General features: G+C 66.9%; 8 protein-coding genes. 2 read left to right on the forward strand and 6 right to left on the reverse strand.

Annotated features, from left to right (window positions below):
- Positions 1 to 60: 60 nt before the first annotated feature.
- Positions 61 to 2,916 (forward strand): thioredoxin family protein, encoded by a 2,856-nt coding sequence (locus Mal64_RS01425; protein WP_146395982.1) that lies wholly within the window; start codon positions 61 to 63, stop codon positions 2,914 to 2,916.
- Here the strand turns inward: Mal64_RS01425 and Mal64_RS01430 are convergent.
- From Mal64_RS01430 to Mal64_RS01455, 6 genes are all read right to left on the reverse strand, one after another.
- The gene (locus Mal64_RS01430; RefSeq protein WP_146395985.1) at positions 2,913 to 4,823 is read right to left on the reverse strand and encodes a pectinesterase family protein; all 1,911 of its coding nucleotides are present in this window, start codon (positions 4,821 to 4,823) and stop codon (positions 2,913 to 2,915) included. The genes Mal64_RS01425 and Mal64_RS01430 overlap by 4 nt on opposite strands.
- Before the next feature lie 154 nt (positions 4,824 to 4,977).
- Positions 4,978 to 5,871 (reverse strand): hypothetical protein, encoded by an 894-nt coding sequence (locus Mal64_RS01435; RefSeq protein ID WP_146395987.1) that lies wholly within the window; start codon positions 5,869 to 5,871, stop codon positions 4,978 to 4,980.
- A gap of 218 nt (positions 5,872 to 6,089) precedes the next feature.
- A complete protein-coding gene (preA, locus tag Mal64_RS01440; RefSeq protein WP_146395989.1) occupies positions 6,090 to 7,238 on the reverse strand; it encodes an NAD-dependent dihydropyrimidine dehydrogenase subunit PreA in 1,149 nt (382 codons plus the stop codon).
- Between the two features lie 126 nt (positions 7,239 to 7,364).
- Complete coding sequence (locus Mal64_RS01445; protein ID WP_146395992.1) at positions 7,365 to 8,726, reverse strand: aspartate aminotransferase family protein; 1,362 nt, start codon at positions 8,724 to 8,726, stop codon at positions 7,365 to 7,367.
- 114 nt (positions 8,727 to 8,840) lie between these two features.
- Positions 8,841 to 10,301 carry a uracil-xanthine permease family protein gene (locus Mal64_RS01450; RefSeq protein WP_146395994.1) on the reverse strand — a complete coding sequence of 487 codons (1,461 nt, stop codon included), beginning with the start codon at positions 10,299 to 10,301 and terminating at the stop codon, positions 8,841 to 8,843.
- A 192-nt stretch (positions 10,302 to 10,493) separates the two neighbouring features.
- A complete protein-coding gene (locus tag Mal64_RS01455) occupies positions 10,494 to 11,366 on the reverse strand; it encodes a nitrilase-related carbon-nitrogen hydrolase (protein ID WP_146395997.1) in 873 nt (290 codons plus the stop codon).
- 313 nt (positions 11,367 to 11,679) lie between these two features.
- Between Mal64_RS01455 and Mal64_RS01460 the strand changes: the two genes are divergently transcribed.
- Positions 11,680 to 13,209 carry a CoA-acylating methylmalonate-semialdehyde dehydrogenase gene (locus tag Mal64_RS01460; RefSeq protein ID WP_146395999.1) on the forward strand — a complete coding sequence of 510 codons (1,530 nt, stop codon included), beginning with the start codon at positions 11,680 to 11,682 and terminating at the stop codon, positions 13,207 to 13,209.
- Positions 13,210 to 13,225 lie beyond the last annotated feature (16 nt).

A 13,225-nucleotide genomic window follows, 5' to 3' on the forward strand; every position in this document is an offset into this window, starting at 1 on the left:
ATCGATAGGAACAGGCCGATGGTGGCTTCGTGCGCAGCGCCCGGATGGGCGTCTCTTTTCTTGCTGCACCTAACGTTAGTAGGCGCCGTGTCGGCCGCCGTGCCGGGACCGCCTCCGTGGCTGCGCGGATCGGGCGACGACCTCGAGATCCGCCTCCACGGCGAGGTGCTCACGAGCGACGGCGCGTCAGCCGAACGGGTCGAGATGACCGGCGGTATGAACCATCGGGGCGCGACCGAGCCGATCGAGTTCGCCGTCGAGGGCGGCCGGTTCGAAGCGTGGCTGCCGGTCAACAAGAGCAGACCCTACTCGCTGTGGCTGATGGCCGAGTCCCCCTCGGGGGCGCTCGCCACGCAAAGAATTAACGGCTATCAACTCCGCCAAGACGCGATCGACGGCCTGCGACTCACGCTCGCCGAGCCCACACGCGAAGTCGCGGTGCGTGTTATTCACGACGACGCGCCGGTTGCGGGCGCCACGGTCCGTGTTGACCTCGGCTACAACATCACGAAGACCGCCGAATCGGATGCCGAGGGCGTCGCCCGCTTCCCTCTGCTGCGAGAGCACGAGATCCGCGCCTTCACGGCTTGGACCGAGAACCACCTGCTGGGCGGCTACCAATTCGGCCGCAAGCCACCGCGCAACCCCGAGGCCGACGAGCACGAGGTCGAGCTGTTCGCCTGCCGTGACCTGACGCTCCGCTTCGTCGACGCCGAGGGGGCGCCCGCCGAGGGGGTCGAGTTCGAGTTCCAGGTGGCGACGCCGCCCCCCAACTACAACTACCTGGGCCTCGTCGAGCCGTCGCGGATGACCACCGACGCCGCGGGCGAAGCGATCTTCCGCTGGCTGCCCGATTGGGAGTCGCATCATTACTACCCCGATGTGGCGTTGGCCAGCGGCTGGGTGCTCGATGGCGACGCCTCCGACGCGGTCCAGGTCGCCGGCGCCGTCGTCTACCGTGTGAAACGCGCCGCCGAGCGCAAGCGTGTGACGGGGCGGGTAACGACGCCCGAGGGCGTGGCGCCGGGCGGCTTCCGCGCGTGTCTCAAGTCGTTCCAAGGCGAACAAGAGAACCGCTCGGACCACCTCTATACCTACACCGACGCCCAGGGCGTCTTCTCGGTCGACGTGCTCCCCGGCGCCACGTACTGCGCGGTTGTGGACGACGAACGCTGGGTCGGTGAGTTCGGCGTCTCGGTCCCCTACGAGCCGGCGACCGGACTGACGACCGAGCCGGTGCTGTCGGTCGTCGCGGGAGAAGAGGTCGAGATCGTCGCCACGCGTGGCCCCCAGCGGGCGCCCTACGCCAACCTCGGTTTGATCCTCCGCCAAAGCCACTCCTACACGAGATGGGAGAACGGCGAGAAACGTCACGGCTCCGGCAGCCGCGACTGGTGGCTGACGACCGACGCCTCGGGCAAGGCCGTCACCCACGCCCTGCCGGGCGAGCTGTCGGTGAAGGTCTACCAGCCGCTGTGGCGCGTCGATGAGGACCTGCGTGTCCGCAAGGGCGAGACCGCCCGCCTGGAGCTGCACCGCGAACGGGACGAGATGCGCGGCGTCACCGGCGCTCTGGCCTTGGCCGAGGGCGTCGAGGCCGACCTGGCCGGCGCCAAGGTCAGCTTTGGCTCTCTCGACGGCGTGTACGACTACGCCTCGACCACCACGGCCGACGCCGACGGCGTGTTCACGTTCGAGACCCTGGGCGACGCGATCGGCGTGTTCGCACGCACCAAAGACGGCCGCGCGGCGGGGTCGGCCGTGACCGACGACCCGGGGGCGCCGCTGAGCGTGACGCTCCAGCCGACAGCGCCGCTGCAAGGCCGCCTGCTCGGCAAGAGCGACGAGCCGATGGCCGGCCACGAGGTGCGCGCCGTGGTTCGCGTGGAGGGGGACGAGGATTACGACGGCTGGTTCGTCAAAAGCTTCGAGGGCGCCCGATACGAGACGATCACCGACGACCGCGGCGGCTTTCTGTTCGAGCGTTTGCCGACCGGCGTCGAGGTCAGCCTTAGTTGCGACCACCTGCCGGGCGCCGAGGAGCGGACCGCTTACCTCGGCAAGGCCCTGCTGAGCGCCGGCGAGGAGCGCCCGCCGGCGACCTTTCGGCTGGAGCGGCGCCCTGAGGCGGCTCCCCCGGCGCCGCTCGCCGTGCGGTTCGCCCAGCGGCAGCGCGACGCCCGGCTCTCGGGCTACGGCATGATGGTCGTCGCCTGCGCCCAGCAGGACCACCTGGCCAACTTCGTGCGGCATAACTTCGTCAGCTCCGACAAGAACGAGAACGCGGCCCGATACATGCAGCAGCTCGTCTATCTCGACCCTGCGGGCGAGGGCGCCGAGCTGCTGGCCGAGCGCGGGTGGCAAGCGCCCGAGGGCAATTCGGTCCACGCCTGGGCGCTCGACGAAGGGGGCGCCGTGCTCGGTTCAATCACGATCGACGCCGACGACGAGAACGCGCGAGCGGCGACCGCCGCCTTTGTCGACGCCCACGCCCCGCCGCCCGCCGACGCCGAGGAGAAGTGGCGCCACGCCTTCGACGAGGCCGAGGCCACCGGCCGCCGGGTGTGGGCCCGCGTGAGCGGCCGCTACTGCGGCCCCTGCTTCACGATGACCCGCTGGCTCGACGACCACCGCGCGGTGCTCGAGAAGGACTACGTGCTGCTCAAGATCGATCGCGGGCTCGACACGAACGGCGGCGAGGCCGCCGGCCGGGTGACCCGCGGCGGCCAACACGGCATCCCGTTCCACGCGATCTTCGGCGCCGGCGGCGAACTGCTCGTCGACAGCGAGGGCCCGCTGGGCAACATCGGCTCCCCCGACGGCTTCGAGGGCAAGAACCACCTGCGCGAGATGCTGCTCGCCACGCGGGTGCGGATCACGGACGAGGAGATCGACCGGCTGATCGACAGTCTTTAAGGGCGGCGCAGCGCCGCTTGATCGACGAACCGCCGCAGCTCGGGCAACTGCTCCTGTAGCTCGCCGAGCAGCAGCGCCGCTACACGCCTTGCGCCGGCGGGGGTGAAGTGCGTGCGGTCGCCTTCGGGCTGGTAGCGATCACTCGGCCCCTCGCCGAGCCGCTCGAACAGCTCGCCCGTCAGGCGGTTCAGGTCGACGACCGGGCAATCGAGCTCCTCGGCCACGGCCAGCACCGCCGCGGCGTACGGCAGGTTGCCCCCCTGTGGGTCGACCTGACCTTCAGCCGTGAAATGACGACGTGCGGTGGGGCTCACGAGCACCGCAACGGCTCCCGCCTCGCGGGCCTCCTCAACGTAGCGAGTGAGGTTCGCTCGGTACGAGCCGCCCGGCGCCGGGTCGGTTTCGCGATCCGGCCCCTTGCCGGGGTTGTCGTTGTGGCCGAATTGGATCAGCACAAAGTCGGCCGCTTCGAGATCCGCCTGTTTCCAGCGGCCTTCGCTGCGGAAGCTCTCAGAGCTGCGGCCGTTGCGGGCGGCGTTGTGGACCGTCACACGTTCGTCGACCATGCCGCGCAGCGCCTGGCCCCAGCCGCGCATCGGGCTCTCGAGCGGGTAGTCGGCCACGGTCGAGTCGCCCACGAGCAAGATCGACGCCCGGTGAACCGGCGTCGCGGCGGGGAGCGATTGGCTCGCGACCGGCCGCGGAGCGAGCGTCGCCACCGCGCCGATCAGGCTCTCACCTTCGACTTCGAGCGATGCGGGCAGCGAGTCGGCCGAGCCGCCTTCGAATCGCACGCGCCGATCGCCGTCGCCGGCGGTGAATTCCGCGGCGGAGCCGTCGGCCCGCAAAACCCTTGCCTCCGCGGCGCCGCAAACCGGCTCGCTCAGAGTGACGAACACGCTGGCGCCGTCGGTCTCGACCTCGACGACCGTGGGGGCGTCAGTCGATTCGGGGTCCCACGTGCCGCCAAAGGTCCAGGCGGGCGTGATCTCGTCGGCCGCCGGCGAGCTCGGCGCTTCGCTCAGGTTGTCGGCGTGCCAGGCGTAGTCACCCCCCGTGCGGTGGCAATCGAAAAAGTACTTCTGTTCCCACAGCGAGGCGTTTTGCCACGGCTTCGGCCGGCCGACCACACCGATCGGCTTGTCCGCCATCCGCTCCGTGAACCGACAGCCCACGAGGTAGAACTGGCTCGGGTAATGGTTGCGCCCCAGCCAAAACCCCTCTGGGCCGTCGAACTCGCAACCAACGAGCGCGAACTTCATGCCGGGGTCCATGTGCCCGTCTTGCCAGATCATCGCGCTGCCATCGACCGCCTCGAACCGTGAGTCGCGCACGAAGCACCAGCCACGCGGGCAAACGAAATCGACCCCGCCGGTGAACCGGCAGCCGCGGTGGTAGTAGCACCCGAAAGAGGTGTTCCACAGCGACACCGTGTCGCCCCCCACGCCGAGCACCTCGCAGCCGTCGAGGATCAGCCGGTCGGGCTGGCCGTAAAGAGCAAAGGCGTGGGTCGAGTCGGGCTGGGTGTTCTCGATCGTGAGTCCCTCGACCACCACGTCGTCGCCGAACACGTTCAGCACGCCCGGGCCGAAGCGGTCGTAGCGGCGGTGGTAGGCCTCGCGCGGCCAGCGATACCACAACCGGGTCTCCTCGGCTCCGGCGCCACGCAACGTCACGCGGTCGTGGTCCAGGCGAACCCGCTCGTTGTAAGCGCCCGGGCCGATCTCGACGACAACACGCTGCCGGTTGCCGACCGGGATCGAGTCGAGGGCCGCCTGGATCGTCGTGAAGTCGCCGCCGCCGGCGGGGTCGACCGTAAGCGTCGTGCCGGCAGAGAGCGGGGCAGCGAGCAGCAGAAGAAGGGCCGTTTTAAGAATCCGTGTGATCGCGACGTGGTAGTGAATCATGGCGCCCGAGTGGCTGTGGTGGCGAGTCAGAGAAGACCCTCATCATAGCCCAACATGCCGCCGCGACGAGCGTCGCGGCGGCATGACGATAGAAACCGCATGGGGCGGAGTGACCGATGACCAACCGGGCTGTTGGCGTCGGGGCGATCCCGAATCACTCGTCGCCGAGCGTGTTCTCGGGGTCTTCGACGACGGCGGGTTCATCGTCATTTTTGCGACGCTCCGCGGTGAACTGGCGTGTCCCCTTACGGTCGCCGAACTCGAAGGCGTTGGCGCCCTTCATCTTGTCGCCCGCCACCAGCGCGGTGTAGACGCTCTTGAACGAGCCGCGGCGTCCCTCGCCGGAGAGCTCGACGACGAGCTTGCCGCCATCGATCGACACGCGCTGCGCCTCGCGCTCGCCGAATCGGCCCGACTGAACCGCGGCCAGCTCGCCGTCATGCTCGGTGACGGTGAGCGTTCGCTCGCCGCGGCCGCGGCGTTGCCGGTCGCCACCGGCTCCGCCGGCGCGTTGTCGATTGCCGCGCTGCTCACTGACCGTCCAAACACCGACCACGTCGCCCGCTTCGAGCCGCCGCTCGGCGAGCCAATCGACCGATTGGTTCCCTTGACCGAAGTCGATTTCGACCGTGCCGCTCAGCTCGGCGCCGGCCGGCTCGCCGCGAAAGTCGACCACCATCGTGTTGCCGCCGAACTCGCGCTCAACCGTGAACGCCACCTCGCCGCCCTCATAAGTCGCCTCTTCGATCTCCGTGGTCTGATCGAACGAGGTATAGTCGCCCGTGAGCTGCTCGCCGTCCCAATGGAGACAAAGCTTGAAGTCGACGTCCTCGTTGCCAAAGCTGCGCGTCCAGCGCCAGGTGCCGGTAGGGTCGGGAGTCGCGGGCGACTCGGAAGACGCCGTGGGGCTCGCCTCAGCCGCGACCGGAGCAACGGGTGCTTCACCTAGCGTGTCTTCACGCAGAGTGTCTTGGGCGCGGACCGTTGATAACGATGCGCATAGGGTCAAGACCGCCGCAGCGGTCAACAGCGGGAGCAAGCGTGGCATGATAGGCCTCCGGCGAGAAAAGCGCGGGCCGAGCGGCCCGCTGAGACGGTCGTGATCCTAGCACCCCGCCGACGGAGAAGCACGCGAAAACCGCAGGCGGCTTCAGCACGTGGGTGAGACAACTCCCCTTACTTCGTGCGGGGCTCCGGACCGTCTGGAGCCCCCGCACGAAGTAGAGGAAGTACTCTGCTCGATTAACCAACGCCCCCGGTGGTAAATCAGCCCCGCGCTAAGGCGTCCGACTGCTCGACGAAGTCGTCGCCGTCCCACTCGGCGTCGCCGCGGACCATCTTCTTCTTGTCGGCGGCGGCCTTCTTGGCGGCGCGGGCGTCGGCCTGCTTTTTGACTAGGTCGCTGTGCGACGTGAAGTACGGCAGGCTCTTGCCGCGGAAGTCGTCGATCGTCTCGAAGCCGTGCTTTTCCATGAAGGCGAGGAGCTCGTCGCACATCTGCTGCACGCAGCCGTAGCCCATCTTCATCACGCCGGTGCAGACCTGCACGGTGGAGGAGCCCATCAGGATGAACTCGGCGGCGTCGTGGCTGGTCTCCACGCCGCCCAAGCCGCTGAGCGAGCGGCCGGGGAACTCGCTCTCGATCAGCTTGCTGATCTCCATGCACATCCTGAGCGCGATCGGCTTGACGGCCGGGCCGCTGTAGCCGCCCGGCGTGGTGTAGCCCTCCACGGCGGGCTCGGGCCTGAGCGTGTCGAGATCAACCCCCACGCAGCTGCGGATCGTGTTGATCGCCGAGACGCCCTGGCAGCCGGCCCGCAGGCTCGCCCGCGCGGGGTCCTCGATGTGCGTGACGTTGGGCGTCATCTTGGCCCAGACCGGCACCTTGGCGACTTCCATCACCCAGCCGCAGATCTCTTCCAAGAGGTCGGGGTTCTCGCCCACCGCGGCGCCCATCCGCCGCTCGGGCATGCCGTGCGGGCAGCTCATGTTGAGCTCGAACGAGTCGACGCCGGCGTCCTGGCAGCGGCCGATCATGTCCTGCCACGCCGTTTTGTCGTACTCCTCCATCGCCGAGCAGATGAGCACCCCCTCCGGGTGCGAGTCTTTGAGGGCCTTGAACTCGTCGAGCCAGGTGTCGAACGAGCGGTCGCTGATCAGCTCGATGTTCTCCCAGCCGTAGATCTCGCCCTGCCCCTTCTCGTCCATGGTGTGCCGGCTGCGCAGGCGGGCGTAGCGCGGCTGCACGTTCACGACTTTCGACGCGTCGAGCGACACGGTCTTGCAGATCACCGCCCCCCAGCCATCGTCAAACGCCCGGCCGATGACCTTGCCGTTGGTGCCGGGCGGACCCGAGCCGATCACAAACGGGTTGGGAAGCTTGAGGCCGTCGACCGTGGTTTCGAGCGTGGGCATGGGGCACTCCGCAGTGCGAGTGGATTGTGTCTTGGTGGGAGAATGACCAATGACCAAATCCCAATGACCAATACGGTTTGCTAACTAGCATTGGTCATTGGGGCTTGGTCATTGGTCATTCAGCACCTAAGTGTTGTTTGACAATTCGTTAAGCGTTTCGTCCAGGGACATCACGAGGTAGTCGGCGTCGTCCGCGGTGAGGCACATCGGCGGCTTGATGCGCAGCGTGTTGCCGTACAGGCCCCCTTTGCCGATGATCACGCCGCGTTCCTTCATCCGCTCCATCACGTCGGCCGCCTCGGTATTGGCGGGTTCCTTGCTCTTGCGGTCACGCACGAGCTCGACGCCGAGCATCAGGCCCAGGCCGCGGACGTCGCCGATGAGCGGGTGCTTCTCCTGCAGCTCCAAGAGGCCCTCTTTCAGCCGGCCCCCTACCACGCGGGCGTTTTCTTGGATGCCCTCTTCTTCGATCACTTCGAGCGTCGCAAGCCCCTGGGTCATGCTCACCGGGTTACCGCCGAAAGTGTTGAAGTGGATCCGCTTGGCCATCGCCTCGCTGATCTGCGGCGTGGTCGTAAAACCGCCGAGCGGGACGCCATTGCCCATGCCCTTGGCCATCGTGATCCCGTCAGGCACCACGCCGTAGTTCTGGTGCGACCAGTAATGCTCGCCGGTGCGGCCGAAGCCCCCCTGCACCTCGTCGGCGATGCAAATGCCGCCATGCTTGCGGACGATGTCGTACACGACCTGGAAGTACTCCTTGGGCGGGGTGACCGTGCCGCCCACGCCCTGGATTGGCTCGCCGATGAAGCACGCTATCTGGCCGGGCGTTTGGTAGCGGATGACGTTCTCCACGTCGTACGCGCACTTCAGCCCGCAGCTCGGATACTCCAGGTCGAACGGGCAGCGGTAGCAGTAGCCCGGCAGCGCGTGGTGGACGCCGACCGACGGGTTGCTGGGGAACTTCCACGTGCCGTGGGCCGTGAGCGACATCGGCACGGAGGTGCCGCCGTGGTAGCCGTTCCTCAGCGCAATGACATCCGTGTTGCCGGTGTGCTCGCGGGCCGACAGGATGGCGACCTCGTTCGCCTCGCTCCCCGAGTTGGTGAAGTAGCTGCGGCTGAGCCCCTCGGGCATCTCGCCCGCGAGCTTCTCAGCGAACTGGCCGATGGTCGGGTGCAAATAGATCGTGGTGGTGTGCTGCAGCTTGCCGGTCTGGGCGTTGACCTTTTCCAAGACCTTGGGGTGGCAGTGGCCAACGCTCACCGTGACGATCCCGGCAAAGGCGTCCAAGTAGCGCCGGCCGGTCTCGTCCCACAAGTACTGCATCTTCCCCTCGACGATCATCAGGGGGTCTTTGTAGTAAGTGATCACGCCCGGCGAAACGTACTGCTTGCGCAGCGCGATCACCTCGTCGCGCGACGGGCCGTCGTACGCGGCGGGCTTGTGGTCGCAGATCGGCAGTTGGAGGTTCGGGTCGATCGCCATGCTTTTCCTATCGAATGGACAGGATCACAGGATGAAATAGGGATCGACAGGATAACTGTCTATCTTCTTCATCCTGTCGATCTCGTCCGATCCTGTCATCCTGTCAATTGTTTACTAAACCGCGTCAACATCCCCCGCTTCGCTAACGAGCGTGCCGGGGCCGCGCTGTTCGGCATCGACCAAGCCGCGTTCCGCGTCGTCGCCGTGGATCCAGTTGTCTAGCACGATGCCCAAGATGGCCGCCACGGCCATGCCGGTCTTGCCGACGGCGCCGAGCACGTCGCCCATGCCCCACGGCACGCTCGCAAGCAGTGCGGCGCCCGCCTCGCTGTTGAAGTAGGCCGGCACGCTGAGCCCCATAAAGAGGGCGAAGCCGCCGATCAGCAGGTTGCGGTCGCTGTCGAGGTCGGCCTTGGCGAACTGCCGCACGCCGACCGCGCTGATGAGACCGAACATCACGCAGTAGAGCCCGCCTACGACCGGCTGCGGGATCGCCGCCGCCACCGCGCCGAACTTGCCGAACATGCCAAGCAGAATGAGAATCACCGCCGCGATCTGCACGACATACCGGCTGCCGACCTTGGTGAGGCCCACGAGGCCGACGTTCTCCGAGTAGCTGGTCGAGCTGAAGCCCCCGAGTAAACCCGTGAGCGCACAGCCGACGCCTTCAAACCCGATGCCGCGCGAGATCTGCTCGGGCGTCGGATCGCCGCCGCCCGCCATGTGGCTGCAGGCGTGGTAGTCGCCGAACGACTCGATCATCGAGGCCAGATAGCCGGCCAGCACCGCGACGATGAACGCCGAGGAGAACAGCGGCCAGCCCCACGGGAAGAAAACTGTCGTGGTGCGCAGCATCTCGGCATTCTCAACCGCCTCGAAGCTCACCCGCGCCGGGTGATCAGCACCGTAGTTGCCGGTCGCCGTGAGCACGCCGCAAACACCGACCGCCAGCAGGATAGCGATCAAGAGCGGGAACAGCTGGAACACACGGTAAGCCCGCGACCAGACCAGCGAGAACAAGATGATCAGCGTCATCGTGAGGATGCTCGTCGGCCAGTGGCTCGCCGCCACGGGGGCCCCCGCCTGATAGAGCGCCAGCCCAATCAGCATGATCACCGGGCCGACGGTCACCGGCGAGAGGTACTTTCTCATCGCGCCCATCAGCCCCGAGAAGCCGATCGCCATCTCGCAAATGGCTCCAACGATCACGGCGCCGGCGATGTACTGCATGCACATGGCGCCGTCGCCCCCCAGGCCCCCCTCGTCCACGGGCCGCAGCACGGTGGGGATGATCACCCCACTGAAAGCCGCCAGGAACGAAAAACTGACGCCCTGGATGATCGGCAGCCGCGAGCCGAGGGTCGACTGCAACAGCGTCGCCACGCCGCTGCAGAGCATCACGCTCGAAATCAGTAGCGCCGTCTCGTGCGGCCCCATCCCCATCGCCGGCGCGAGCAGCAACGGCACGGCGACGGTCGAGCCAAACATCGTCAGCACGTGCTGCAAGCCAAGCACCACCGCGCGGCCCAAGGGCGGCTTGTCGTCGAGGCCGTAGATAACGGTCGCTTTGCTCATAAACTATTCACCACAGAGAGCACAGAGAACACGGAGAAGCCTACGAATGGGACGCGGATGAACGCTGATTGAGCGGATTGACGCGGATGCAGTTCGCTTCGATCTGCGACGATCCGCTTCATCCGCGTTCTTCCGCGGCTAATTCTTCTCTCTAATTTTCTCTGTGCCCTCTGTGCTCTCTGTGGTTAATCCTTACAACTCAGTGATCGCGCCGTACGTCTCCGGCCGGCGGTCGCGGAAGAACTGCCAGGTATTGCGCACCTCGCGTATGAGGTCCAAGTCCATGTCGACCACGACGATGTCGTCCTCGTCTCGCTTGTCGCTCTGGGCGATGAACTGGCCGCGGGGGTCGACGAAGTAGCTCTGCCCGTAGAACTCGCCGATCCGCCACGGCTCTTCCCAACCGGGCCGGTTGATCGCGCCGACAAAGTACTGGTTCGCCACCGCGTGGGCCGGCTGCTCGAGCTTCCAGAGGTACTCGCTGAGGCCCGCCACGGTGGCCGACGGGTTGAACACGATCTCGGCGCCACCCAGCCCCAAGCAGCGCGCGCCGTCGGGGAAGTGGCGGTCGTAGCAGATGTAAACGCCGACCTTGCCCACCGCGGTGTCGAACACCGGGTAACCCAGGTTGCCGGGACGGAAGTAAAACTTCTCCCAGAAGCCGGGGTTGCAGTGCGGGATGTGGATCTTGCGGAACTTGCCGAGGTACTCGCCGGTGGCGTCGATCACCGCGGCGGTGTTGTAGTACACGCCCGGCAGGTCCTCTTCGTACATCGGCACGACCAAGACCATGCTGTGCTTCTTGGCCAGTTCGCACATCAGCTTGACGGTCGGCCCGTCGGGCACGGGCTCGGTGAGCTCGTACCACTTGATGTCTTGTTCGGCGCAGAAGTAGGGGCCGTAGAACAGCTCCTGCAGGCAGCAGACTTGGGCGCCCTTCTCCGCGGCCTGGGCGATCAGGTCGACATGCTTGTCGATCATCGCCTGCTTGACCTTGGCCACCCCCGAGGTGACCGGCTCGCAGGTGGTGGCTTGGATCAGAGCGCCGCGGACGAGCCGTGCCATGCGTGTCTCGCTGAGTTCAGGTGGGGAACCGCTTGCGGCGCCAAGATCGCTAGGGAAGGAAGCTTGCCTGCAGGGAACGCCCTCTGTGGCGTTCCAGGCGCCGGGTACACGCTCACCCGCCGGGGCTCGGAACGCCACGGAGGGCGTTCCCTACAGTTGGTTTCCTTGGCGTTCTTGGCGTCTTGGCGGTTCTATTACTTGGGAAGCCTGGGCGGGGCCGCCGGCCATGCTTGGTCGGGGCTGTCGGAGCGATTATCTTAACGCAATCGTAACGAGAAGCCAGCTTTCTTTGTCCCCGCCGAGAACGTCCGCCATGCCCGCCCAGGCCCCCACGCTCACGACCGTCCCCGTTCTTTCCGGTGGCAAATGGTCGACCCCCGCGGCCGACCGCTACGAGGAGGTTTACAACCCCTCCACGGGCCAGGTGATCGCCCGCACCCCGCTGCTCGGCGCGTCGGAGACCGCTGAAATCATCGAAGCGGCGGCGGCCGCTCTCCCAGCTTGGGCGGCCACGCCCGTGGTCGAGCGCGCCAGGGTGATGTTCCGCTACCGGCAATTGATGGAGGAGCACTTCGAGGAGCTCTCGGTGCTCGTCACACGGGAGCATGGCAAGACACTCGCCGAGGCGCGGGCCGAGGTGCAGCGCGGTCTCGAAATGGTTGAGTTCGCCGCCGGCATCCCCGCGATGCTGATGGGTGACTCACTGCCCGACATCGCCCGCGGCGTCGACGCCGAGTGCGTGCGGCATCCCGTGGGAGTTTGCGCGGGGATCACGCCTTACAACTTCCCCAACATGGTGCCGCTGTGGATGTTCCCGGTGGCGATCACCTGCGGCAACACATTCGTGCTGAAGCCCTCGGAGAAGGTGCCGCTCTCGGCCGTGCGTTTGGGCGAGCTGCTTATCGAAGCAGGCCTGCCCGACGGCGTGCTGAGCATCGCCCACGGCGCCAAGGAGTGCGTCGAGACGCTGCTCACACACCCGAAGGTCGCGGCGATCTCGTTCGTCGGCTCCACGCCGGTCGCGAAGATCGTCTACGAGACCGGCACGCGTCACGGCAAGCGGGTGCAGTCGGCCGGCGGGGCGAAGAACCACCTGGTGATCATGCCCGACGCCGACATGGACCAAACGGTCAAGCAGCTCGCCGCGAGCGCGTACGGCTGCGCCGGGCAGCGCTGCATGGCGGGCAGCCTAGCGGTGGCGGTTGGCGCCGCGGGCGACCCGCTTGTCGAAGGCCTCGTCACCCACGGCGCCGCGATGACCGTCGGGGCGAGCGACCCCGGGGTGAACGCCGCCGCCGAGTCGCTCGGCATGGGCCCCGTGATCCGCAAAGAGCACCGCGACCGGGTCGCCTCGTACCTCGACATCGCCGCCGAAGATGGAGCCACCGTGGCGCTCGACGGCCGCAAGGCGGACGGAGCTTCGAATGGCTTTGTCATCGGCCCGAGCGTGGTCGACCGCGTGGCGCCCGCGATGCGGGTGGCGAAGGAAGAAATCTTCGGCCCGGTGCTGAGCGTGTCACGAGTCGACTCGCTCGACGAGGCGTTGGCCCTAGGCGACGGCTGCGAGTACGGCAACGGCGCCGTGATCTTCACCCAGAGCGGCTACGCCGCCCGCGAGTTCAAGCAGCGTTTCAACGCCGGCATGATCGGCGTGAACGTCGGCGTGCCGGCGCCGATGGCGTGGTTTCCGTTCACCGGTTGGAACCAATCGTTCTTCGGCGACCTGCACGTGCAGGGCAAAGAGGGCATCCAGTTCTATACCCGCCAGAAAGTGACGCTCACCCGCTGGCCGCGGCAGGAGGACTCGCACCTCGACCCGGTCTGGGCGGAAAAGCGGAAGTAAAGAAATAGCTGGCTGT

The organism is Pseudobythopirellula maris (assembly GCF_007859945.1).
Classification (GTDB): Bacteria; Planctomycetota; Planctomycetia; order Pirellulales; family Lacipirellulaceae; genus Pseudobythopirellula; species Pseudobythopirellula maris.

Bases quoted from the DNA above. Each gene is read 5' to 3' on its own strand.
- Mal64_RS01430 (WP_146395985.1), bottom strand. From the start codon at position 4,823: ATGATTCACTACCACGTCGCGATCACACGGATTCTTAAAACGGCCCTT.
- Mal64_RS01435 (WP_146395987.1), bottom strand. From the start codon at position 5,871: ATGCCACGCTTGCTCCCGCTGTTGACCGCTGCGGCGGTCTTGACCCTA.
- preA (WP_146395989.1), bottom strand. From the start codon at position 7,238: ATGCCCACGCTCGAAACCACGGTCGACGGCCTCAAGCTTCCCAACCCG.
- Mal64_RS01445 (WP_146395992.1), bottom strand. From the start codon at position 8,726: ATGGCGATCGACCCGAACCTCCAACTGCCGATCTGCGACCACAAGCCC.
- Mal64_RS01450 (WP_146395994.1), bottom strand. From the start codon at position 10,301: ATGAGCAAAGCGACCGTTATCTACGGCCTCGACGACAAGCCGCCCTTG.
- Mal64_RS01455 (WP_146395997.1), bottom strand. From the start codon at position 11,366: ATGGCACGGCTCGTCCGCGGCGCTCTGATCCAAGCCACCACCTGCGAG.
- Mal64_RS01460 (WP_146395999.1), top strand. From the start codon at position 11,680: ATGCCCGCCCAGGCCCCCACGCTCACGACCGTCCCCGTTCTTTCCGGT.